General features: G+C 37.6%; 18 protein-coding genes and 1 pseudogene. 11 read left to right on the forward strand and 8 right to left on the reverse strand.

The genetic code is table 11. The annotated features are described in order from the left end of the window. Positions 1-33: 33 nt before the first annotated feature. Positions 34-2,202: an OstA-like protein gene (locus OVA16_RS08370; RefSeq protein WP_267764836.1), complete on the reverse strand. Its 2,169-nt coding sequence runs from the start codon at positions 2,200-2,202 to the stop codon at positions 34-36. Positions 2,203-2,316: 114 nt separating this feature from the next. Here OVA16_RS08370 and tilS point away from each other — a divergent pair, with 114 nt between their 5' ends. From tilS to bshA, 4 genes are all read left to right on the forward strand, one after another. Then, complete coding sequence (gene tilS / locus OVA16_RS08375; RefSeq protein ID WP_267764837.1) at positions 2,317-3,645, forward strand: tRNA lysidine(34) synthetase TilS; 1,329 nt, start codon at positions 2,317-2,319, stop codon at positions 3,643-3,645. Continuing rightward, the gene (locus OVA16_RS08380) at positions 3,646-4,128 is read left to right on the forward strand and encodes a hypothetical protein (RefSeq protein WP_267764838.1); all 483 of its coding nucleotides are present in this window, start codon (positions 3,646-3,648) and stop codon (positions 4,126-4,128) included. 129 nt (positions 4,129-4,257) lie between these two features. Beyond that, positions 4,258-4,725 carry a hypothetical protein gene (locus OVA16_RS08385; protein ID WP_267764839.1) on the forward strand — a complete coding sequence of 156 codons (468 nt, stop codon included), beginning with the start codon at positions 4,258-4,260 and terminating at the stop codon, positions 4,723-4,725. 516 nt (positions 4,726-5,241) lie between these two features. Beyond that, a complete protein-coding gene (gene bshA, locus OVA16_RS08390; RefSeq protein WP_267764840.1) occupies positions 5,242-6,384 on the forward strand; it encodes an N-acetyl-alpha-D-glucosaminyl L-malate synthase BshA in 1,143 nt (380 codons plus the stop codon). Here bshA and OVA16_RS08395 read toward each other — a convergent pair. From OVA16_RS08395 to OVA16_RS08405, 3 genes are read right to left on the reverse strand one after another with little or no spacing between them, the layout of a single operon-like run. After that, positions 6,375-6,632: a hypothetical protein gene (locus tag OVA16_RS08395; protein ID WP_267764843.1), complete on the reverse strand. Its 258-nt coding sequence runs from the start codon at positions 6,630-6,632 to the stop codon at positions 6,375-6,377. The two genes, bshA and OVA16_RS08395, sit on opposite strands and share 10 nt — an antisense overlap. Further along, entirely contained in the window at positions 6,601-6,900 is a 300-nt protein-coding gene (locus OVA16_RS08400) for a hypothetical protein (RefSeq protein ID WP_267764845.1), read from the reverse strand. Before OVA16_RS08400 ends, OVA16_RS08395 begins: the two co-directional genes overlap by 32 nt. Positions 6,901-6,920: 20 nt before the next feature. After that, positions 6,921-7,505, reverse strand: coding sequence for a hypothetical protein (locus OVA16_RS08405; RefSeq protein ID WP_267764848.1), 585 nt, complete (start codon positions 7,503-7,505; stop codon positions 6,921-6,923). Between the two features lie 130 nt (positions 7,506-7,635). On the opposite strand from OVA16_RS08405, the gene OVA16_RS08410 reads away from it, so the two are divergent. Next, positions 7,636-8,082: a KTSC domain-containing protein gene (locus tag OVA16_RS08410; RefSeq protein WP_267764850.1), complete on the forward strand. Its 447-nt coding sequence runs from the start codon at positions 7,636-7,638 to the stop codon at positions 8,080-8,082. A gap of 62 nt (positions 8,083-8,144) precedes the next feature. Here the strand turns inward: OVA16_RS08410 and OVA16_RS20240 are convergent. Both OVA16_RS20240 and OVA16_RS08425 read right to left on the reverse strand, forming a co-directional pair. Next, positions 8,145-9,247 (reverse strand): annotated as a pseudogene (locus tag OVA16_RS20240) (lactonase family protein). Positions 9,248-9,316: 69 nt separating this feature from the next. Then, positions 9,317-10,753 carry a pseudouridine synthase gene (locus OVA16_RS08425; protein WP_267764854.1) on the reverse strand — a complete coding sequence of 479 codons (1,437 nt, stop codon included), beginning with the start codon at positions 10,751-10,753 and terminating at the stop codon, positions 9,317-9,319. 230 nt (positions 10,754-10,983) lie between these two features. Here OVA16_RS08425 and OVA16_RS08430 point away from each other — a divergent pair, with 230 nt between their 5' ends. Together OVA16_RS08430 and OVA16_RS08435 are read left to right on the forward strand one after the other, a co-directional pair. Further along, positions 10,984-11,763: a lytic transglycosylase domain-containing protein gene (locus OVA16_RS08430; RefSeq protein ID WP_267764855.1), complete on the forward strand. Its 780-nt coding sequence runs from the start codon at positions 10,984-10,986 to the stop codon at positions 11,761-11,763. Positions 11,764-11,942: 179 nt separating this feature from the next. Continuing rightward, positions 11,943-12,989: a ferredoxin--NADP reductase gene (locus OVA16_RS08435; protein WP_267764856.1), complete on the forward strand. Its 1,047-nt coding sequence runs from the start codon at positions 11,943-11,945 to the stop codon at positions 12,987-12,989. A gap of 16 nt (positions 12,990-13,005) precedes the next feature. Here the strand turns inward: OVA16_RS08435 and OVA16_RS08440 are convergent, their stop codons facing one another. Together OVA16_RS08440 and OVA16_RS08445 are read right to left on the reverse strand one after the other, a co-directional pair. After that, positions 13,006-13,407 (reverse strand): sigma-70 family RNA polymerase sigma factor, encoded by a 402-nt coding sequence (locus OVA16_RS08440; protein WP_267764858.1) that lies wholly within the window; start codon positions 13,405-13,407, stop codon positions 13,006-13,008. Positions 13,408-13,421: 14 nt separating this feature from the next. Continuing rightward, a complete protein-coding gene (locus OVA16_RS08445; protein ID WP_267764861.1) occupies positions 13,422-13,580 on the reverse strand; it encodes a sigma factor in 159 nt (52 codons plus the stop codon). A gap of 125 nt (positions 13,581-13,705) precedes the next feature. Here OVA16_RS08445 and OVA16_RS08450 point away from each other — a divergent pair, with 125 nt between their 5' ends. The 4 genes from OVA16_RS08450 (at position 13,706) to OVA16_RS08465 (ending at position 22,539) form a co-directional block, all read left to right on the forward strand. Further along, positions 13,706-14,704, forward strand: coding sequence for a FecR family protein (locus OVA16_RS08450; protein WP_267764862.1), 999 nt, complete (start codon positions 13,706-13,708; stop codon positions 14,702-14,704). Positions 14,705-14,850: 146 nt separating this feature from the next. After that, positions 14,851-18,135, forward strand: coding sequence for a TonB-dependent receptor (locus OVA16_RS08455; protein ID WP_267764863.1), 3,285 nt, complete (start codon positions 14,851-14,853; stop codon positions 18,133-18,135). Positions 18,136-18,235: 100 nt separating this feature from the next. Then, complete coding sequence (locus OVA16_RS08460) at positions 18,236-19,756, forward strand: RagB/SusD family nutrient uptake outer membrane protein (protein WP_267764865.1); 1,521 nt, start codon at positions 18,236-18,238, stop codon at positions 19,754-19,756. Positions 19,757-20,502: 746 nt separating this feature from the next. Then, complete coding sequence (locus OVA16_RS08465) at positions 20,503-22,539, forward strand: glycosyl hydrolase family 95 catalytic domain-containing protein (RefSeq protein ID WP_267764866.1); 2,037 nt, start codon at positions 20,503-20,505, stop codon at positions 22,537-22,539. Positions 22,540-22,681: the final 142 nt, after the last annotated feature.

Raw genomic sequence — 22,681 nt, forward strand, 5'->3', positions numbered from 1 at the left:
TTGGTAAAGCTTTTAAAAGCTCCTTAGTTTCTGTTATTTTCTTTTCAGCTTCTTTATTTGACGTTTTAGTTGTAGCGCTTTTATTGCTAGCCTTTTTTTAGCTTTAGCTCCAACAGAAGCTGCTTGTTTTGTTGGCGTTTTCGCTTTAGGTTTTGATGTAGCTGGAACTCCTTTAATAATGTCGGCTTTGCTGGTTGGTCTCAGCTCGGGTTTCCAAATAAAGCCAGTTAGCAAAGCTTCTTTAGTTAGTTTATGCAGCGGGTCTACAGCTCCCTCTACCTCACGAATGGTAACAATATGCGTAAGTTCTTTTTCAATAAACTTAAATCTTAACCTACTACTTACCGTTTGGTTTACATTATCGTATTCGCCTTTATTGTTTTTACTGTAATAAATGCTTTCGGCATTGCCATCAACGTACATGTTGCGAAGTTCGCCATCAACAAAAAAGCCGGTAATTATTTTACCTTTTACTTGGTTAAACTTGGTTGAATCTCCCTCAACGTTAACAATAAAACCATTTTGCAATACTTGGAAATTATGGATTTTGCTGTTCTTGAAAAACACGTTGATGGTATCGCCGGTTTGTTGGGTTCCGTCTGACCAAAGGATTGGATTTTTATACCAGCGTAAAGTCGAGTCGGCAGAAGTGTAAAACAGCGAATCGGCCTTAGCCTGCATGTTAGATTTATAAACCCTCACGTTATGAAAAGCCTTAATTACCCTTGCTCTCACTGTATCGGCCGGGTTGGTAACCACTGTATCTTTTAGCAAAGGCTTTGCCACTTGGTTTACTGTGTTTTTTACAGCAGTAGTATTAGCGGCTTTGCCTATTCCTGTTTCTTTTGTTTTTGCAGTTTTATTGGTTGTTTTCTGCATTTTAGTTTTTACAGAGTCTACATTTGCAGTTTTCTGAACAGCAACTTGCTTTAGTTTTAGTAAACTATCTGCAACCACGCTATCTCGCTGTAGTTTAATTTTGTTTAATGCTAAACTATCTAAAGGCGGTGGGACTTCTGTTTTTGGCTTTTCGCCTTGTTCTTCCAGCTTTTTACGCTCTTTTCTGCTCAATTTTTTATTTGGGCTTGTAACTTTCTTGTTCTCTGTTTTTGCCGTTTCGCTCTGTTCTGCCAATAGTTTTCTGGCTTCTGCTTTTTCTTTTTCTTTCTCTGCTTTTTCTTTCTCGTCTTCAGTACCAATTTCGTTATCTTTTTTAACTACGGGGCGCTCTAGCAGTTTTAAATCTTTTACCAAAGAACGTTGACTTTCTAAGGTATCTGCACCTAGCCATAGCGTATCGGGTATTTTTTTATTATTTACCGTAATGCTGTCTTTTGTGCCAATGCCTACGTACGCTTTTTGGGTAACCACTATACGTTCTTCATCTCTGTAGTATTCTCCCAGCTGCCCCCAAAGGTTGGTTTGGTCTTTGGTGTCTTTAAAAAGGATATTTTTAACCGCTTTGCCATAGCCCTGTTTTCCGTAGTAGTACAAGCTGTCGCCTTTTAAAGATCTACTGCCGTTGGTGTATAAGTTCTTCTTGCCGAAATATGCATTTTCACTTTTGGTGTTGTATGCACCATCTTCTGTATAAAGCTTGTCTTCTTTGTTCTTAATATTAGTTGGACCGTAAAAATAAGTCCAGTTGCTGCCAGTATTATAACGTAAACTGTCTGAAGTAATAGTTGTTTTTTCTGAAGTTACTACTAATACATCCTTTGTAAAGTATACATCTTGATAGTTTGAAAAATAAACACCTCTTTTACTAGTAATGGTGGCGTCTTTATTTACTAGCTTTCCGCCAGTGGTATATTTACCAATTTTAGCCACCATGTCATAGTCTAACACATTACTGGTCAGTGTATTTTCTCGGTCAACTAATTTCACGTTTTTGTCCAGATGTGCTTTTTTTGCGTTACCATCATAATTCAAAAAATCTGAGTAAATGTTTAGCGTGTCGCCTTGGTTAATGTGTACATTTCCAAAAGCCTCGAAGAAGTTGCGTTCGGTATAAAGTACGGCACTGTCGCATTTCAAGATAGCGCCGTCATGGCTAAAGGTAGGTTTCCGTAAATAGCTGGCTTTAATTTTCAAATCGCCGGTAGCTTTTTCCGCATTTTCCAGTTTAATCTGGGTACGCGTTTGCGCTAACAATACAAATGGACAAATTAGGAAGAAGAATAAAAGGCGTAACTTTTGCACGGTACAAATTTACAATTTTAGTTTCAGTTTACGGTTTACTTTATCAATTTGCAAATTACAGTTAACCAGTTTCAACAACTAACCAATTAACCAAATATTTGTATTTTTGGATGTATGTTACCACTCCAGCAATTTACCGACTATATTTCTCAACATCAGCTTTTCGAAAAAAACAATCACGTGCTGTTGGCGGTAAGCGGTGGTAAAGATTCTGTTTTAATGGCACAGCTATTTAAACTCGCTGGTTTTAATTTTAGTATAGCCCACTGTAACTTTAATTTGCGTGCTAATGAAGCCCAACGAGATGAAGCGTTTGTGAAACTGCTGGCCGAGGGTTTTGGTGTGCCTTTTCATATAGTGCATTTTGATACCAAAGCTTTTGCCGAGCAACACCACATTTCTACTCAAATGGCTGCTAGGCAATTGCGTTACAATTGGTTCGAAGAATTAAGAGTAAAACACAATTACCAATATGTTGCTGTGGCACACCACCAAAACGATGCGATAGAAACCGTGCTACTTAACTTGGTAAGGGGTACAGGAATTAGCGGTATGCATGGTATTTTGCCTAAGCGTGGGCATTTAATTAGGCCGTTACTCTTTTTATCGAGGCAAGAAATAGATGATATTGTTGCGAGTAATAACTTCTCTTTTGTTGAAGACAGCTCTAACCAAAGCAGTAAATATGCCCGTAATAAAATTCGCTTAAATGTGATACCGCATTTGCGGGAAATCAATCCGAAACTGGAAGAAACTTTTGCAGAGAACATTCATCGCTTTGCGGAAACAGAAATTTTATTGCAGCGTGTGGTTGCCGAAACCCGCAAAAAGATTTTTAGGGAAGAACAAGGAAACGTTACTATTGATATTGGAGCCATAATGAATTTGCAACCTCGCAAATTACTACTTTTCGAGTTGTTAAAACCCTTAAATTTTACCGCTGCGGTGGTTGATGAAATTTTAAACGCACTAGGCAAGCAAAGCGGTACATCTTTCTACAGTAGAAGCCATCGCCTTACTATAGATAGAGCACGCCTTATCATCTCTTTAACAGCAGAGCAAGAACAAGAGTTAAGCTATTTACACGGAGAAGGTAGTTTGCGCTTGCCTAACGGGTTGCTTACTCTAAGTGTTTCTGAAAATCTAAACTTTAAATCAGATAAAAATTTTGCATATTTAGATGCCAATCTGCTCATTTTTCCACTTGTATTAAGGTCTAGGCAGCCTGGCGATAGGTTTAAGCCCTTGGGTATGAAATCATTTAAAAAACTGAGCGATTTTTTTGTGGATGAAAAAGTACCCCTGCCACAAAAAGATAAGGTTCCGTTGTTGCTTAATGGTAATGGCGATTTGCTTTGGGTTGTAGGCATGAGGCAGGATGAAAGATACAAAGTAAGTGCAACAACAAAAAAAGTTGCTATATTCGAATTATCAAATTTATAAATGGACGGCAGATACACCTACATCGAAAAACAATACATTGGCCGCGATTACATCCGTATTTGTATACGTTTGGTAATGGCCGCTTTCTGTTTTGCGGTTTATGTTTACGAACGCGACAGAGATAATACCGTTGATTTATTCTTGGTAGTAGGTTTCGGAATTATTGGTGTATCTATTATTTTGCTGTTTATGGTGCAGTACAAAACCGTTATAGAAAATAAAAAGGTTATTATAGATGGCTTGTGGAGCACCAAAAAAGTGGTAATAGATTTAAACAATGTTACCGATATCCGCAAGGAAACCTATAGCAGATATTTTTTTAACAATCCCGTTTATAATCTTCATAAAAATGGTACGGTTCGTTTTTTCTCATCGGGCCGAGATGCCGTGGTGCTTACCGATAGAGATGGCTTAAAGTATTACATTGGCACACAAAGGCCAAACGAAATGTACCTAGTGCTGCAAAATGAAATAAAGGCGTAATGCCCTCAAGTTGTGAATAACATTCCCCAATTTTTTTTACTTCCCTTTTAGAAAAAGCCTTAATTTATAGTTTCTGGTTGATATTTGCGTAAGGCATTATAGTTGTTGTAGCTACAGCAAACAATTGCTATGAAAAAGAACTTTTTTTATTTATTGCTTGCATTTGTGACGTTAAATGTAATTAACGCAAAGGCGCAAGTTTATGTGGCTAAGGTTTCGAAAGACTCAGTGAGTATTTTAACCAGTAGATTGGAAGCCCTAAAGGCCAGCCAGAAAATACAAGAGCTTAAAATTGATGAAGCCAAAGAAGAGGCAGAGGTTGAGAAATTGAGGGTAAAGCTTTTAGAGGCTAATGATAAGGCAAAAGATGCTGCTGATAAAAGCAACAAAACTACGCAAAAGCTAGATGGGGGTACGGTAGATGCCAAGGAAATGGAAAAATTAGCGAAAAAAGCTAAAAATGCGTTAGAAGATTCGCAAAAAGCCTTGGATAGGTATAACAAGCAAATTGGTGTGGTAGAAAAAATTAGAGTAGATATACAAACTGAAGAACGTAAGGCCGGATATAAAAAGCCAGCCATTGTGTTTGTACATTAGTATGGTAAGGCTGTCTCAAATTCGCTCGTCATCTCGAACGCTAGAGAGAGATCTCCTTTAAGTAATTTCTAAAAGAGATTTCTCCTCCCTGAAAATCTCCTATCGTGTGTACACAAGTCCGAGGGTTTGTCGTCATTCCCGCGTAGGCGGAATTCTTAAAGCGATTAAAGGTGATGTCCCTTGCATTAGGATTCCCGTTTTCACGGGAATGACACATGATTCATAAGAAAGAGCAAAAGATGTGTCCACACAATAGGAAAATCTCGGGGTAAGCTCTTTGATCGTCGAAAATGACGCCGTTATTTTACTATTGAGACAATCTCTTTTTGTGTTTTAAATGAAGGTGTTTTATTACCCACAGATAACAATATTTAAATAAGATATCTATTACATTTGCTGAGCAAAGTTTTTTAGGTTGTTTAAAGGCAAGCTAAAAAAGGGTTAACCAAGAATTTATCTTTTTTAGTCGGTAAATTATGTTAGCTTCAATGCGAAATAAAAGCAATTTCATAGTAAATGAAAATAGGAATAGTTTGTTACCCTACCTTTGGAGGTAGTGGCGTAGTAGCTACAGAACTTGGAAAAGCACTTGCCAATGAAGGGCACCAAGTGCATTTTATCACTTATAGCCAGCCAGCTAGGCTAGATTTTTTTTCTGCTAATTTATTTTACCATGAGGTGGCGGTTAGAGATTATCCGCTGTTTGATTATGCACCTTACGAATCTGCTTTAGCAAGTAAGCTGGTAGATGTAGTTCGTTTTGAGCAACTTGATATACTGCATGTGCATTACGCAATTCCTCATGCCTCGGCTGCTTTTATGGCAAAGCAAATTTTGGCTACGTATGGCATCAATATTCCTTTTGTAACTACTTTGCACGGTACAGATATTACTTTGGTAGGGAAAGATGCTACCTACAAGCCAGTGGTTACTTTTTCTATTAACCAGAGTGATGGCGTAACTACCGTTTCCGAAGATTTAAAAGAAGATACTTACCGCCATTTTGATATTACGAAAGAGATCAAGGTAATTCCTAATTTTATTGATTTTAACCGTTTTAGTTTACAGCCTAAAGATCATTTTAAAAAAGCAATAGCACCAAACAACGAACGCATTTTAATTCATACTTCTAACTTTAGAAAGGTAAAACGTACGGAGGATGTGATTAAGATGTTTCATAAAGTGTTACAGAAAATACCTTCTAAATTGTTAATGGTGGGCGATGGCCCAGAACGTTCTGCTAACGAGCAATTGTGTAGAGAACTAAATATCTGCGATAATGTACGGTTTTTAGGTAAACAAGATGCGGTAGAAGAGATTTTATCGGTTTCCGATTTGTTCATCATCCCTTCAGAAAACGAAAGTTTTGGTTTGGCAGCATTAGAAGCCATGGCGTGTAAGGTGCCGGTAATCTCGTCAAATGCTGGCGGGTTGCCAGAGCTTAATGTAGATGACTTTTGTGGCTACATGTGCAACGTTGGCGATGTGGATGATATGGCAAATAAAGCCGTAACCATTTTAAGTAACGAAGAAAATCTGCGGTATTTTAAAGAAAATGCTTTAACCCGAGCCAAAGATTTTGATCTTAAAAAAATACTACCACAATACATCGCGTATTACGAGCAGGTAATAGCTGGGAAAAACAATACTTATTTATGAGGTACAAAAGAAAATATGGTATAGATGGTTGTTGTTACATTCTGTCCGCCAGTGTTAACGGTCATATTTTCTTTATAAGTTAATGTAAGCTTTGTGCTGGTCACTACAATATCATAAATTACAGGTTCTGTAGTGTTGTTAATCGATTCTGAGGTTAAAGTAAGTTTCTTCTTGTCTCCAGAGAGCGTCCATCTACCATTCTCTTGCTGGGGCTCACTAGATTCTGCATTTTGTAGCGCCAGCGTCATAAATAAAAATATTCTCCTTATTGAAAATCATAAGGTCGTCCTTAGAGCAATCCTCAGCAAGCGAAAATAAATCCTGCTCAATTTTTTGCCCATTTATCTCTTGCCCAAATATAAGTGAGGTCATTTTCCATTTGGTGCCTTCAAGTGCGGCTGTTGATGTGCCGCCGCCTGTGTCTGTGCCTGCGCCAGCATCTAAATAAACGGTGTCTTTGGCGCAAGAACCTAGTAAGATACTAGCTAATATTAATATGAAATAAAGGCTTTTCATGAAATTTTGAGAATTTGTTATTATTTTATCCTTTTGTAAGATGATGTAGTTGTGGTTGTTATTCCGTTGGCAGTGGTTTGATATTTAATTTGGAGATTGTTTTCGTTAAGTATAATTACATCACATTTTAATAGACTTGTTCCTACAACATTAAAAGCGGCACTAGATATTTCTAAAATTTTACGATCTGTAGATAGTTTCCAGGTGCCAAAATTTGTGTAACTATTATCTTGGTTTTGACAAGCTAATTTTCCGTAAGAACCGGTAATTGTATTGTTTTTGTTGAAGGTCATTGTGTCGTCTTTTCCGCACTCAGGCATCAAAGCATAAAGATCAAATTCCATTTTATCCTGTCCGAAATTAATAATGCTGGTAGAGGCAATTAAATTCCAAGTGGTTCCTCCAAATGAGAACCCTGCTTCTGCAGATGTGGGATCAAGGTATACTGTTTCTTTTGCGCAAGAACCTAAGAGAACAATGGCCGAAGCCAATATGAAAAGGAGCTTTTTCATTAGAGCTAATTTAGAATTTGTGCAATTTATTAAAAATAAACTATTTATCAAATTTCTAACCCGTTGACTTGCTGCGGTTAATTTGCTTTCCATACGCTTAGTTTCTGGTTTTAGCCTTTATCTATGAAACTCAAGAAGATATAAATCGTATCTTTGCACCCTTGAAATAACCTCTGCGGTTAGATGGAGTAGGCCGATTTCAATTAAAAATAAATAATAGCTGATGAAAAAAATAGCCGACTACAGAAAACTCTTAGGTGTAGATAAAAGTGCAGAGTTAAAAGATCTTAAATCTATTTATCGCACGTTGATGAAAGATTTTCATCCAGATAAGTTTCAAGAGGAAGAAGAAAGATTAGAAGCAGAAGCTAAAAGTAAAGAAATTATTGAGGCTTACCATTTCTTAGTAAGCATTGCTCCAGAAACACATCATAAAAATTTGGAGGTCTACACGCAAACAACTACGTTATCTAATATTCAGGATTTTGAATATAAGCAACAGGTACTTGTTATCGATTTTTATGATGGAAGTTCGTACGAATATTTCGAGGTTCCAAGAGCGGTTTACATCAAATTAGTAAATGCCGATTCTCCAGGTCGTTTTGCTCGTCGTCATATTTTTAACGAATATCCGTACCGTAATGTTGCTAAGGTAAGCGAAGCTGTTTAGGCAGCTGTTATCAGTCCACAAAAAAGGACTTACCTCTAAAGTAAGTCCTTTTTTGTGATTTGTTATTTGCTAAAAACTAAGCAAACAGGCGTGCCCACTTGAATTCGTTTTTTGCTATCGGTCAATTTGCCAGTTTTCGCATGGCGATTAAAAATAATGATATCATTAGTGTATTGATGAGCTACCAATAGGAAATTTCCGCTAGTATCGATACTAAAGTTGCGAGGTCCTTTACCTAGCGTGCTCACGGTTTCTATAAATTTCAATGTGCCATTTTTTTGAATAGCAAAAACACTGATGGTATTTGCATCGCCTCGGTTACTTTCGTATAAGAACTTGCCATCTGCAGAAATGTGGATGTCGGCAGCATCTATATTGCCTTTAAAATCTTTTGCAACAGTTTCTGCTTCTTGTAGCAAAGTAAGATTGCCATCTTTATAGCTAAATGCACTAATTTTTCCATTAAACTCGTGGGCTAAATAGGCAAACTTGCCGTTAGGGCTAAAAGCTAAATGGCGTGGGCCAGAGCCTGCGTTGGTTTTTACGCTGGTTTTAAATTTTAGAGGTTGTGCGGCGTTTGCATCGTAATGATAGATATAGGTTTTGTCTTCTCCCAAATCATTGGCAATCACATATTTTTTGTCGGGAGAGAAAGCATTTGGTGCACATGTGCGCTGGCTTGTCGTCTATCAGGGCCGCTGCCCGTGTGTTGTACATTCTGTTTTATATCAGAAAGTGAACCATCGGCTTTTATGCCAAAAACGCTAATGCTACCACCAGTATAATTTGCAGTTATTACGTTTTTTCCATCAGTTAAAATAAAACAAGGATTGGCGCCTTTGGTTGCTTCTTTGTTTAAGAAGTTTGCTGCGCCAGTTTGTGCATTAAACTTGAATGCACTTGCAGCACTATTTGTACCGTCTTCGTAAACGCTGTAAAGAAAATCGTTGTTTTTACTTAATGTGAGGTAGCTCGGGTTAGATACATTCTTGATTACGCTTAACGGTTTTACATCCGCCGTTTTACTATCGAAATCATACACATAAATGCCCTCGCTGTTGCCTTTATTGGTATAGGTTCCAACAATAAGTTTGTGGTTTTGTGCAACAGCAAATAAGGTGCTTGTACTAAGAGCAGCGATAAGTAAAAGTTTTTTAAACAACATATTTTGTATTTTTAGGAAAGTTAGCAATAATAAAAAATGCGCAAAAGTTAGTTCTGCGCATTTTTTATTTTATTTGATCAGATGTTTGATCTGTATCAGTTCGTGTTCTTCTAAGAAGCGCCATTTGCCTCTAGGTAAATCTTTTTTGGTTAAGTTGCCATATACTACACGGTCAAGCTTTACCACTTCGTAGCCCAAATGTTCGAAAATACGGCGAACAATTCTGTTTTTGCCGCTATGTATTTGTATGCCTACTTCGTTTTTAGCGGCACCGGCTACGTAAGAAATATTGTCGGGCTTAATTAAACCGTCTTCTAGCTCTAAGCCAAATTGGATTTTATTGAAATCGCCCTGGGATAAATTTTTGTTTAGTTCTACTTGGTAAATTTTAGTGATACCATTACGAGGGTGCGAAAGCTTGTCGGCTAAATCGCCATCGTTAGTCATCAATAATAAACCTGTAGTATTTCTATCTAAACGACCAACGGGATAAATACGCTCGCGACTAGCTTTCTCTACTAGGTGCATTACCGTTTTACGCTCTTGCGGGTCTTCGGTAGTGGTAATATAATCTTTCGGCTTGTTTAAAAGTACATAAACTCTTTTTTCGCGTTTAAGCAGCTCGCCGTTATACCTAACCTCATCTTTGTAAGGGTCTACTTTGTGGCCTAACTCTGTAACGGGAATACCGTTTACGCTAACTACGCCGGCTTCAATCAATTCATCGGCCTTGCGACGAGAACAAATTCCGGAGTTTGCAATGTAGCGGTTCAAGCGTATTAAGTCGTCATCCACTTTTGGAGCAACCTTTCTGTTCCTTAATGTTGGCGCAACTCTTTCGCCTTTATCTTCTTTTTTGCCTTTGTAACCGCCTTCTTCTCTCTTTCTAAATGGACGGCTATCTCCAAATTTATCTCCTTTTCTGTCCGAAAATTTAGCTGCTGCGCCATCTTTGGCATAGCTGTCTTTTTTTACGTAACCTCTTCTTCCGTCGTTATTTTCGTCGCGGGTGCCGCTTGCTCCCCTAGGCGTAAATGGTTTGTCTCTTTTTTCCCAAGGTTTGCTATCTCTTCTCTCGGTTTGGCCTTCATCGCGTCTGTTGTTGGTTCTGCCAGTAAAAGGCCTGTCCGCTTTTTCCCAGGGTTTGCTATCTTTTCTATCCCTACTATTTTCGCTACGATCGGCGCTGCCGCCTCTGCTGCTGTATGGTCTATCTGTTTTTTCCCAAGGTTTGCTATCTCTTTTATCGAATGATTTTTTGAAATCTGATGTTTCGTTAGAATCTCTTCTAGGTCTTGTAGAACGAGACTGGGAGTCTCCGCCTCGGGTACTATTACTTTTAAAATCTCTTTTGTCATCAGTGCCAAAACTTCTGCTTCTGCTATCGTCTCTTGCACTAGATCTTTTTGGCCTGTCACTATCTGTTTGTGCGGTTCTTCTTCCTGTTGTGCCTCTGCCTGGTTTGGACTTGTCATCCCGACTTTTCCCTTTGTTACTATTTGTCATGATACGCTTTTAATCGCATAAAATAATGCGGCTGCAAAGTTAGCAAATTTACATGGATAAACAATTTGGAAATATACGGATTTTTCTAAAAAATACATCGTCTAAAATCTGCGTTCACAGTATTTTAAACAGCGATTTTAGAGCTTATTTTCGTAAGTGCTTGATAATTAAATAAATAAAACTTATCTTTGCAGCCGCAAGTATTAAGTGTTAACTAAAAAAGGAGGAAGATGTTAAAGAAACACCTCATTCCATTAACAGTAATTTTAGGATTATTGCTGATGGCAAATGTGTTTGCTTATAAGCTACCAACAGAAGTAGAAAATCTTAAGAAAGATAACTATACCAACGTTAAAAAAGAAACCGAAGAGCCGGTATTTTCAATAGCTCAACTAGAGTTTGCCGAAGAAACATTGCCAGTTGGCGATGCCAAGGTAACTCAAAAGATGAAGAGAACTTTAGCTTCATTTTCTTATGGAAATTTGCAAACTAATCGTTTGCATTTAAAAGCAGCAAAGTGGTTTCCTATTGTAGAGCCTATTTTGGCCGCCTATGGTATACCTAACGATTTTAAGTACCTGCCTTTGGTAGAGTCTGGCTTAAGAGGAGGGGTATCGCCAAAAGGTGCAGCAGGTTACTGGCAGTTTATGCCAAGCACTGCCCGTATGTATGGTTTAAAGGTAAATAAGAAAGTAGACGAGCGCTACCACCTTAAAAAATCTACCATTGCCGCAGCAAAGTATATTAAAGAGCTTTATGGGATTTTTGATAGCTGGACTTTAGTAGCAGCAGCTTACAATGTTGGCGATGGCCACATGCGTAGGCAAATTAACCGCCAAAATCAGGATAATTATTTTAAAATGAAGCTAAATAGAGAAACAGGGGCTTATGTCTACAAACTGATCTCGATGAAGGAAATTTTAGAAAATCCGAGCCGTAACGGTTACAAAAATCAAGAAGCATTAATTGCTTACAAGCCTGTAGAAGAAAACACAACTACAGTAGAATAGTAATAAAATTGGTATAGCTTTTTTATAAGCATTTTAAAAGGCTGTTTCCCAGATAAGGGAGGCAGCCTTTTCTTTTGTTTTTTAGCCACAGATGCACAGATTTTTATCGGGCAATAATGAATAAGAATTAATTATCTGAGCATCTGTGGCTAAATTATTTTCTACTTTTGAGTTAAAGTATGGGGCAATTAAAAGTTATTAGCGTTAGGCAAGAAGTTAACGAAACCATTAGCATTGTATTAGAGCCAACTAATGGGGTAAAACCAGTTTACAAAGCTGGCCAATTTTTAACTTTATCATTTCGCATAGGCGATAAAGAGTTACGAAGATCTTACTCGGCCTACAGTTCGCCCTTGGTAGACGAACCTTTGGCCATTGCTGTTAAGCTAGTAGAAAATGGGGAAATTTCCAGGTTTTTGCATCACTCGCTAAGGGCAGGAGATGTAGTAGAAGTTACCGAACCTAACGGGATGTTTTTTTACGAACCCGAAAAGGATAAAGAAAGAACTGTTTTTCTATTTGCTGCGGGGGTGGGCATTACACCATTATACGCTATTTTAAAAACCGCTTTGGTTGGAGAAGTTTACTCTAAAATAGTATTGATTTACAGCAGTAGATCTACGGAAGAAACTTTGTTCTTGGATGAATTAAAAGAATGGCAAAATAGCTATCCCGATAGGTTTAAGCTAATTAATCTCTTTAGTAATTCTAAAAACTTATTAAGGGCTAGGTTAAATGGTTTTTTGGTTCACGAATTGATTAGAGAACAGCTATCTTTTAACAAGGAAGATGCACTTTTTTATACTTGTGGCCCGGTAGATTATATGGATGTTTGTCGTATTTCTATTTTAGGTGCTGGCTACAAGCCTCATCAGGTAAAACGAGAAACATTTGTATTGCCCGAAGATGAGATAGATGAAGATGACGCCACCGAAAAAGTAGTAGATAAAAACACCTATTCAATTAGTCTGATTTTTGAAGGAGAAACGCATCATTTACACGTACCCTGGCCTAAAAGGATACTGGATGTGGCGCTCGAAAATAAAATCAAAATTCCTTATAGTTGTAGTGGTGGTGTGTGTAGTACTTGTACTGCGACTTGCATCTCGGGCGGTGTAAGAATGGATTATAACGAGGTGCTTACCGATGATGAAATCGCTAGAGGTAGGGTGTTGGTTTGTACTGGGCATCCCACAGAAAATGGTACAACAATAACTTGGGGATAACAGTAGTAAAAACAAATTAGATTTTGAGCTTGTACGATAACAGTAAGGCTATGACTTCTAAATAGCCTTTTTTTTGAAGATGCGTTTTTAGCTCTTTCAGTGCTTTTGTGATATGTTTTTCTACGGTTTTAACACTAATGTTAAGTTGGTTGGCAATGTCTTTGTTTGCTAAACCTATATTTCTGCTTAATGTAAAAACTTTTTGGCATTGCTCAGGTAAGTCACTCACACAAGTCATTATTTCGGCATTTATTTCCTTTAAAAGCAAGCTGTCTTCTTGGTGCAGCACCGAAGATTGGATATACTTCTCAATATAATAGTCTATATTTTCTTCTATGGAAACATTAGATTTTACATATTTGCTTTTACTATGGTTTATACTTCTATTGAAAACCGCCTTTAGCAAATAAGGCCGCATTGGAGCAGTAAAATCTATTTTTGCTCTATTTTCCCAAACGTAAAAAAAACATCTTGTGCTATATCTTCGGCAATGTCTTCGTTGCTAACATAGCGAAAGGCATATAATTTTAGTGTAGCATAGTATTGCTTAAATAAATCTTCAAAAAATATCAGATCTTCTTTGGCGTTCATCGCTCACTTATTTCTGGTTGAGGCAAATGTAATAAATTTATTAAATGAAATTTTTTTAAAAAAAATGCAATTAGAGGTAGGGTTATGGGCTTATGTTTTGTGTATTGATATAACGGGCATATAAAATGGTGTTAAGAAAAGATAAAATGGAAGAATTGTTTGTCAAGTATTGGGATGGAGCTGCCGATGTTTCTGAGAAGCTATTGTTGCTAGATTGGTTGAAACAAAGTGATGAAAATAGGAAGACTTTTTCACAGGCTTATGATATTTGGCTTGCCGCCTCGTTGGGTGCCGAGAACGAGTTGACCACTGCTATCGCTTTAGATCGTTTCAAATCGAGGGTAATTAATTCCGAAAAATATGACCATAAAAATAAAAAATTGGTAAGGTACCGTTTGCAAATTGCGGCATCTCTTCTTTTGGCTATTTTTTCTCTAGGATATTATATTTCGAGAAAATATATCCAAATGCAGCAACCAATGGTTATAAACCAAGTAATTATGCCAGAGGGGAGCAAAGGTAAAGTGGTTTTGCCAGATGGGACTTTGGTTTGGTTAAAATCTAATACAAAAATTGTTTATCCAGAAACATTTTCGGATAAGGTTAGAGCGGTAAAAGTATTTGGCGAAGCTTATTTTGACGTAGCGCCTAATAAGCAAAAACCTTTTATAGTAAATGCAAACCAGTTGGCTATTAAAGTTTTGGGAACCAAGTTTAATGTAAGAAACTATGATGAAAGAAACGATATCACTGTAACTTTGTTAGAGGGAAAGGTTAGTCTTTTGGCTGATTCGTTTACAGGCGAGCATTTTTTGCTTCCTAATCAGCAGTTTGTGCTAAACAAGAAAAATTTATCTACCAAGTTAAATAAGGTTAAAGCAGAAACGTCTGTTTCGTGGATTAAAGATAGATTAGTGTTTGAGAACAAGCCGCTTTCAGAAATTATTCCTTACATGGAGGCTTGGTACGGTGTAGATATTACGTGCGATAAGGCAATAGCAGACCAAACACGCTTAACTTTTATCATTAGAAACGAATCGCTTAGCGAAATCATGAAATCTATACAATTTGTATCCTCATTAAAATTTCAGCAAAAAGATAATGTACTTTTTATTAATAAGTAATGTAATAATGCCTATGTAAAAAATGAACAAAATAAAAAAGCAAGTAGGTTTTAGAAAACCCACTTGCAGCAAATGTTAATTTCATTAAAGTGGTTAAGGGTAGCGGCCCTTAACAATATGATAAATCAATTAAACCTAACAAATTTATGAAAAAAACTTTTTGGGATGATATTCCAAATCTATTTTCTATGCAAAGTCTAAGCTTATGTAGCATGAAAATACTCATTTTTTGCTGTGTATTATTTTGCTCTAATAGGGCTTTTGCGCAACAAACACCACTAGATTTAAATGTAAAAGATAAGCCTTTAAAAGAAGTGTTAAAACTTATTGAAAGCAAAACTGATTACGTGTTTTTTTATAACGATGCCAATATTGATGTAACGCAAAAGGTAAATGTAAACGTAAAGCAAAAACCTTTAACACAGGTGCTTAACGAAGTTTTACCAAATTACACCTATCGTATTGATGCCCAAGCCAAGAAAATATATCTGTTGCCAGCTAAAGCATCAGAAAAGATTAAGGTAAACGGAATGGTTACAGAAGCCGATAACCAACCTATTATTGGGGCGGGTGTTAAGATTAAAGGAACCACAGAAACTACCGTTACCGACCAGAATGGAAAGTTCTCCTTGCTTGCAGAAAAAGGAGCAACACTTTTGATCAGCTACGTGGGCTTTGTTTCTGAAGAAATACAAGCTGTTGCAGGCAAAACGCTAAAGGTTGTGCTAGAAGAATCGAACATTGTTATGAATGAAGTAGTAGTGGTAGGTTACGGAACAGTGCGTAAGCGAGATTTAACTGGTTCTATTTCTACGCTGAAGAGCGAAAATTTTAACGTGGGATTAATGACCTCGCCAACACAACTTATGCAAGGACGTGTTGCTGGGGTAAATATTACTTCTAACGGCGGCGAACCAGGTGTAGGCATGACTGTTAGAGTTAGGGGTGCAAACTCCATCCGTTCTGGGCAAGACCCATTGTATGTGGTAGATGGTGTGCCGTTAGATATTACCGATGTGCAGGCCTCTGGAGGTAGTATTTCTGGAGTGGGAGCTTCTGCAAAGAAAAATCCATTAAATTTCCTTAATACAGACGACATTGAGTCTATCGAAGTTTTGAAGGATGCCTCGGCAACCGCAATCTACGGTGCAAGAGGATCAAATGGTGTGGTATTAGTAACTACCAAAAAAGGTAAAAAGGGAGATGGTTCTGTCAATTACTCTGGATATACATCAGTTTCTGAACTGCCAAAAAAACTAGATGTACTAACAGCAGATGAATTTAGACAATACGTAAAAGCCAACGGTTTTACAGTAACCGATTTGAATAACAATACCGATTGGCAGGAGCTGATATTCCGTACGGCAACTACCCAAAACCACAATCTATCATACGGTGGCGGTACCGAGAATACATTGTATCGTTTTTCGTTGAATATGATGGACCAGCAGGGTATTATTGACAAAACTGGCATGGAAAAGTACACCGGACGATTTAACGTTACACAAAACGCACTTAAAAATAGAGTGAAATTTGAGGCCAACGTTACCTGGGCCCGTACCAACGACCAACGTATTCCGATAGGCGAAACTGGTGGGCACGAGGGCGATGTGTTACTCTCTGCACTAAAGTTAAACCCTACTTTTCCGGTGTTTAAGCCAGATGGCTCTTATTACCAGTCTAGCGGAGACGAAAGAAACCCAGTGGCTATGATTAAACTTACCGACGACAATAACCGTACAGATAGGTTTTTGGGTAACTTAACTACCACAGTAAATATCATCAAAAACCTAGCATATAAAGTAAATTTTGCACTTGATTATTCTAGCATTTCGAGAAAAGTTGTACAACGTAAAGATTTAATTTATCTCTCAAACGGTGGTACTGTTGATGTTAACGATATTTCGCTAACTAGTAAGTTGATGGAAAATTTTCTTACTTACGAAACCACAATAAACCAAATGCACCGTATAAATTTATTAGCGGGGCATTCTTATCAACATTTTAAGAATTACAATTATGGTTTGTCTGTAAATGGTTTTAAGAGTGATGAGATAGATTATTTAAACAACTTGGCATTAGGTAACTACACAACAGCTAGCGTGCGGTCTGGTATTCAGGTTAACGAGTTGCAGTCTTTTTTTGGCAGGGTAAATTATAGCTATAATGGCAAATACTTATTTACCGGTACACTCCGTACAGATGGTTCTACAAAATTTGGCGAGAACAACAAGTATGGTAAATTCCCTTCGGCATCGGTTGCATGGCGTTTAAGCCAAGAAAGTTTCATGAAAAAAGCGAAATTTATAGATGAACTAAAACTAAGGTTAGGTTGGGGTATCACTGGAAATCAAGAAATCCCGAATAAGATTTCGCAAGCAGTATTGGGCACAGGCAGCAATAATGGAGCTGTATTAGGCGGCTCGTTGGGTAATGTTACTCCAGGTATTACTTTAACACGTACACCAAACCCCGATTTAAAATGGGAAAGTACAGCTCAGTATAATCTTGGTCTAGATTTTAGCCTCCTTAAAAACAGAATTACAGGCTCGGTAGATTTGTTTGAAAAAAACACCAAAGATGTATTGGTACAAGTATATGCTATTGCTCCGGCGCCTACTACTACTGTATGGTCTAACGTACCTAATATGCGCATTGTTAACAGAGGAGTAGAACTAGACTTAAGCGGTGTTTTAGTAGATAAGAAAGATCTGGTATGGAATATTGGGGCTAATTTCGCTAAAGTAAACAACGAAGTTAAAGATTTGCCTTTAAGCCGTATCACTACTGGCTCGCCAAGTGGGCCAGGTATTACAGGTTATTCATCGCAGGTAATTATGAGTGGCCAGCCAATTGGTACCTTTTGGGGCTACAAATTTTTAGGTTTCGATGCCAGCGGCAAAAGCATATTTGAGCTAGGTAGCGATGGAAAACCTCTGGAGCAAAAATTGGGCAATGCGCTGCCAAAATTTACTTATAACTTTAATTCTAGTGTTAGGTATAAACAATGGAATTTAGGCTTGTTCTTTAACGGAGTGTATGGCAACAAAGTTTACAATAACTTGGCCAACGTAATGGCTCAAAAAACCCTACTTCCTAAAGGTTGGAATGCTATACAAAGTGCAACAGAATTGGCAGAAGCGTCAAACAATACATTGGTTTACTCTAGCAGGTTTATCGAAAATGGATCTTATTTCCGTTTAAGCAGTGCAACTTTGGGCTATACTGTAAATACTAAAAAAATAGATTTTATTAAGAGATTGCAGTTGTATGCTTCTGGAAATAACCTATTTGTTATTACGAAATATTCTGGTTACGACCCCGAAGTAAATAGCGACCATTCTGCTAACAGCGTACCTTCTATAGGTATAGATTGGACAACCTATCCAAAAGTGAGAACAGTAACCTTTGGCTTAAATGTTGAATTTTAAATTTTGAGAAAAATGAAAATACCATGGTTTTCGAACTTAAAAAAAGTAGAACAATTAAACCGTGATAGCTTCATCATCATCAATAAAAAAATATAACCAGATGAAAAAAATAATTATATGCTTGCTTGCAACAGTATTTTTTACTGGCTGTACCGATCTTAAAGAAGAAATTCTTAACGAGCAAGACGGAAGCAAAACGCTTAATGATATAGAAAACATGGGCACAGTAGTTGCCCCAGCGTATGCTTACCTTCGCGATATACAAAACCGTAGTGGTGTTTGGGGCACAATATTGGCCACTACCGATGAAATGGCTTGGCCAGCCCGTGGTTCTGATTGGGTAAATGCTAACCAACAAACCTTAACAACGCATGAGTATACACCACAAAATACTTACATCAGAAACACTTGGAACAGCTTTTTAATTGGTATCACAAAAGCTAACCTTGCCTTGTACTATTTAGATAGATACCCGCAAACAGAAGAAGTAAAATTGTACCAGGCAGAAGTTAAGTTTGTGCGTGCTTTGTGTATGTTTTTGCTTAACGATAATTTTGGTAAATTCCCGTTCAGAGAGTTTTCTCAGTTAGATTATTCTGCCTCACCTCAAATTTTAACAAGAGAAACCGCTGTGCCAAGAATGATACAAGAACTTACCGAGATTATTCCCGTGCTTAAAAAGAAAACTGAAGTACCATACGGCAGAATATCAAAAGCGGCAGCCCAAATGCTACTGGCAAAAATATATTTAAATTATAAGGTATATCTAAATCAAGAAAAATGGCAAGAAGTAATTGCCCTTTGCGATGATATTATTAATTCTGGCCAATATAAAATAGCTGATGATTATTGGGCGCTTTTCCAATACGATAATGCTAAATATGGATACGATACAGAATCTATTCTATCAGTAATTTACGATGAAAACCTAGGGCTAACCGGTTCAGTTTGGGTTCCTATTACCTTACATTATAACCAAAAATTTGGCAGTTTCACTAGCCTTTGGAATGGTTGCTGTACCACAGAAACGTTTTTTGATACATGGAATACTTCGGATTTAAGGTTTAAGGACACACGATTAGTTAGCAAACTTGGTTTTAACCAAGGCTTTTTGGTAGGGCAACAATATGGCGTAGATGGTACTGCCTTAAAAACACGTACCGGAGAGCCATTAATTTTTACTAAGCAGTTCAATATCAATAACTCATCAGAGCAGGCTGGGGTACGTGTGGTTAAATATGCACCAGATCCGTTAACTAAAAATACTGGTGCAGCAGGTAATGATTTTCACTTTTATCGCCTAGCAGATACTTATTTAATGCGTGCAGAAGCTAAATTTAGAAACGGTGATGCTAGCGGAGCCTTAGGTGATATTAACATTTTAAGAGCCAAAAGAAGCCAAGCGGCACTGTTATCGGTTGATTTGGAAAAAATCTATAACGAGAGAGGCTATGAACTGTATTGGGAAGGTCACCGTAGAAACGATATGGTACGTTTTGGTACTTATACTGCGGCCAGAGATAATAAAAACTACATATCGGCCAGCTATAAAGTTTTATTGCCAATTCCAATTAGTGCATTAGAGGCAAATCCAGAATTAAAACAAAATACAGGCTATTAAAATAACATTAGCTGGTATTTTGCTTCGCATGGTGCCTAGTCAATCCTATTTGACAATAAAAGCTGTTTTGTGAAGTACAAACCTGAGTTTGATTGTTAATGTTTTGGGTGCTCAATACTTAATGCTATCCTCTCTAAAAAAAGAGAGGTTACAAGGCTAAATACCTTAAAATAGCAGTAAGCAATCCTAAAGCAAAATAACGGTCAAATTCAGGTTAATTGTATTTAATCAATCTTGAGACAAAATTACTTGCCTATTCTGTGGTATGAAGATGATCTAGATTATTAGATTTTGCTCATTTTCTCAGCTATTTAACGTGAACTATGGATCTTGATTTTGGCTGTCAGATCAGTGTTTGTTCCGATTATTTGAAGGTAAACGGTATGAGCGGTTCGTCTCCAGAAATTAATTCGGCACTAGCTTTTAGGTCTATTTTTTAAAATTACATTTTCGATAGATATTTCTAACTGTCTAATAAACAGTTAGAAATATCTATAACTCTTTTTGTTTCTCTATCGATTAAAATGGGCTTACACCAAACATAGAAAATGAAAAACCAACCTCTAGTAATTATAAACTTTACAAAACAACTTATAGTGTTGCAAAAAGCAAATGCTTTATTAAGTATGCCGCAAATTAATTTGCTAACCGCGAGTAAGGCAAATGTTAATTAGATAGAAAATGCCTACCAATAAAGTTGGATGGCATTTCTTACGGCATATTTAAACTTTTAAATTAAAACAGAAATGAATTTGAGAATATATTTAGTGCTAATGTTATTTATGTTGCCAGTGGCGATATGGGCTCAGCACCCTTGGGAAATCACTGCCGAAAAAATCACTACAGATAACTATTACGGAATTACGGTTGCTAACGGTATGGTGGGCATTGTGTCGTCGCCACAGCCGTTACAGGTAAAAGAAGTGGTGCTTGCCGGAGTATACGACCAATACGCCCGCGGGAGGGTAAGTAATTTTTTACCTAGCTATAACCTGCTCAACATGAAACTTGCCATTAACGGTGCAGGTATTACCATGGCCAACATAGCTAACTACACCCAAAAATTAGATATGCGCAAAGGCGAATTTGTTGGCTCTTTTGATTATAAAGATGTGGCCAATGTAACCTACAGCTATACTGCTTTACGCCATTTGCCTCATACGGTAATGATGGAGGTAACCGTAAAGATGAAGACCAGCGGAACAATTGTAGTAGACAATTTGCTAGAAACTCCATCCGCACTGCGAGACCAACAAAATTATTTTAACGAAATTGAGAAGGCGCATGTATATATCCCTCTACTCACATCTGTTGCAAAAAGCCCTACAGGTTCTACAACCATTGCCGCCAGCAATACATTCCTATTTAACGAGAGCAAAGAAAACCAGCCTAACATTGTTCATAAAATGAATGACATGCACATTCATACGGCTAAATTTGCCAAGCAATTGGCTAGTGGTCAAGAGTATTCTTTTGCTTTGATAGGAACCCTTATTTCTTCGGTGCATACGCCAGATCCATATAACCAAGCCGAGCGCTCTACTATATTTGCTTCCTTAGAGGGCGTAAAACGATTGAAAGAAAAACATTATAAAGAATGGCAAAAACTGTGGCAAAGCGATATAGAAATTGAGGGAGATTTACAGGCGCAGCAAGATATTAGAAGCATGTTATACCATTTGTACGCTTTTTCTAGGGAAGATAGCGGCTACTCGGTTTCGCCTATGGGGTTAAGCGGTTTGGGTTATAATGGGCATGTGTTTTGGGACACAGAAATATGGATGTACCCGCCCATGCTGTTGCTACACCCTGAAGTGGCCAAAAGCATGATAGATTATCGTTTTGATCGCTTGCAACAGGCAAAGAAAAATGCCAGCATTTACGGCTATAAAGGGGCAATGTTTCCTTGGGAAAGCGCACACTCCGGAATGGAAGAAACCCCTGTTTGGGCACTAACAGGTCCATTTGAACATCATATCACAGCTTGCGTTGGCATTGCTGCTTGGAATTATTATCTGGTAACAAAAGACAAGCAATGGCTTAAAGAAAAAGGATGGCCACTTTTGAAAGAAACTGCTAATTTTTGGCAAAGTAGGGTTGAAGCCAATGATAAGGGCGAATATGAGATTAAAAATGTTGTAGCGGCTGATGAATGGGCCGAAAATGTAGATAACAATGCATTTACCAATGCTGCGGCCTCTAAAAATTTATTGGCAGCTAGTAAATGCGCAGCAGAGCTTGGTTTGCAGCCCAATGCCGAATGGCAAAAAATAGCCGCAAACTTAGTGATCAAAAAAATGCCAAATGGAGTAACTCGCGAGCACGATTCTTATACAGATCAGCAGATAAAACAAGCCGACGTTAACCTATTAGCTTACCCACTAAAAGTGATAAGAGATAAAGAACAAATTAAACGAGATCTCGCTTTTTACGAAACTAAAGTGCCACAAAAAGGTACACCTGCAATGACACAGGCCATATTTTCGCTCTTATACAGTCATCTTGGCGATGGAGAAAAAGCCTACCACTGGTTTAGCGATGCTTACCAAAAAAATCTTAATCCGCCTTTTAGGGTTATTGCCGAGTTTAAGGGCGGTACCAACCCTTATTTTGCTACTGGTGCAGGTGGTTTGCTGCAAGCAGTAATTATGGGTTTTGGCGGTGTAAATATTAAAGATGATGGAGGTATAGAGCAAATTAAAACAGCGCTTCCGCCACATTGGAAAAGTGTAGTAATTAAAGGTGTTGGGATAAATAAACGAACTTACAAAGTTGCTAAGTAAAAACGATAAATGGCAGTTTAGAATGGGTTTAGTGCATTTTAATGCTAAGACATGAAATTAGAGATGTTCGAAACCTAGTATTTGTTGGCCTCGCAGTCTACGTATTATTTCAAATCTCCTTATTAAATGGGATAGGTTTCGG

Origin of the sequence: Pedobacter sp. SL55 (assembly GCF_026625705.1) — a bacterium.
In the GTDB taxonomy this organism is placed as follows: Bacteria; Bacteroidota; Bacteroidia; order Sphingobacteriales; family Sphingobacteriaceae; genus Pedobacter.

What these genes read in the sequence shown, in the direction of transcription:
- tilS (WP_267764837.1), top strand. Translation starts at nt 2,317, where the DNA reads ATGTTACCACTCCAGCAATTTACCGACTATATTTCTCAACATCAGCTT.
- OVA16_RS08380 (WP_267764838.1), top strand. Translation starts at nt 3,646, where the DNA reads ATGGACGGCAGATACACCTACATCGAAAAACAATACATTGGCCGCGAT.
- OVA16_RS08385 (WP_267764839.1), top strand. Translation starts at nt 4,258, where the DNA reads ATGAAAAAGAACTTTTTTTATTTATTGCTTGCATTTGTGACGTTAAAT.
- bshA (WP_267764840.1), top strand. Translation starts at nt 5,242, where the DNA reads ATGAAAATAGGAATAGTTTGTTACCCTACCTTTGGAGGTAGTGGCGTA.
- OVA16_RS08395 (WP_267764843.1), bottom strand. Translation starts at nt 6,632, where the DNA reads ATGACGCTGGCGCTACAAAATGCAGAATCTAGTGAGCCCCAGCAAGAG.
- OVA16_RS08400 (WP_267764845.1), bottom strand. Translation starts at nt 6,900, where the DNA reads ATGAAAAGCCTTTATTTCATATTAATATTAGCTAGTATCTTACTAGGT.
- OVA16_RS08405 (WP_267764848.1), bottom strand. Translation starts at nt 7,505, where the DNA reads ATGGAAAGCAAATTAACCGCAGCAAGTCAACGGGTTAGAAATTTGATA.
- OVA16_RS08410 (WP_267764850.1), top strand. Translation starts at nt 7,636, where the DNA reads ATGAAAAAAATAGCCGACTACAGAAAACTCTTAGGTGTAGATAAAAGT.
- OVA16_RS08425 (WP_267764854.1), bottom strand. Translation starts at nt 10,753, where the DNA reads ATGACAAATAGTAACAAAGGGAAAAGTCGGGATGACAAGTCCAAACCA.
- OVA16_RS08430 (WP_267764855.1), top strand. Translation starts at nt 10,984, where the DNA reads ATGTTAAAGAAACACCTCATTCCATTAACAGTAATTTTAGGATTATTG.
- OVA16_RS08435 (WP_267764856.1), top strand. Translation starts at nt 11,943, where the DNA reads ATGGGGCAATTAAAAGTTATTAGCGTTAGGCAAGAAGTTAACGAAACC.
- OVA16_RS08440 (WP_267764858.1), bottom strand. Translation starts at nt 13,407, where the DNA reads ATGCGGCCTTATTTGCTAAAGGCGGTTTTCAATAGAAGTATAAACCAT.
- OVA16_RS08445 (WP_267764861.1), bottom strand. Translation starts at nt 13,580, where the DNA reads ATGAACGCCAAAGAAGATCTGATATTTTTTGAAGATTTATTTAAGCAA.
- OVA16_RS08450 (WP_267764862.1), top strand. Translation starts at nt 13,706, where the DNA reads ATGGTGTTAAGAAAAGATAAAATGGAAGAATTGTTTGTCAAGTATTGG.
- OVA16_RS08455 (WP_267764863.1), top strand. Translation starts at nt 14,851, where the DNA reads ATGAAAAAAACTTTTTGGGATGATATTCCAAATCTATTTTCTATGCAA.
- OVA16_RS08460 (WP_267764865.1), top strand. Translation starts at nt 18,236, where the DNA reads ATGAAAAAAATAATTATATGCTTGCTTGCAACAGTATTTTTTACTGGC.
- OVA16_RS08465 (WP_267764866.1), top strand. Translation starts at nt 20,503, where the DNA reads ATGAATTTGAGAATATATTTAGTGCTAATGTTATTTATGTTGCCAGTG.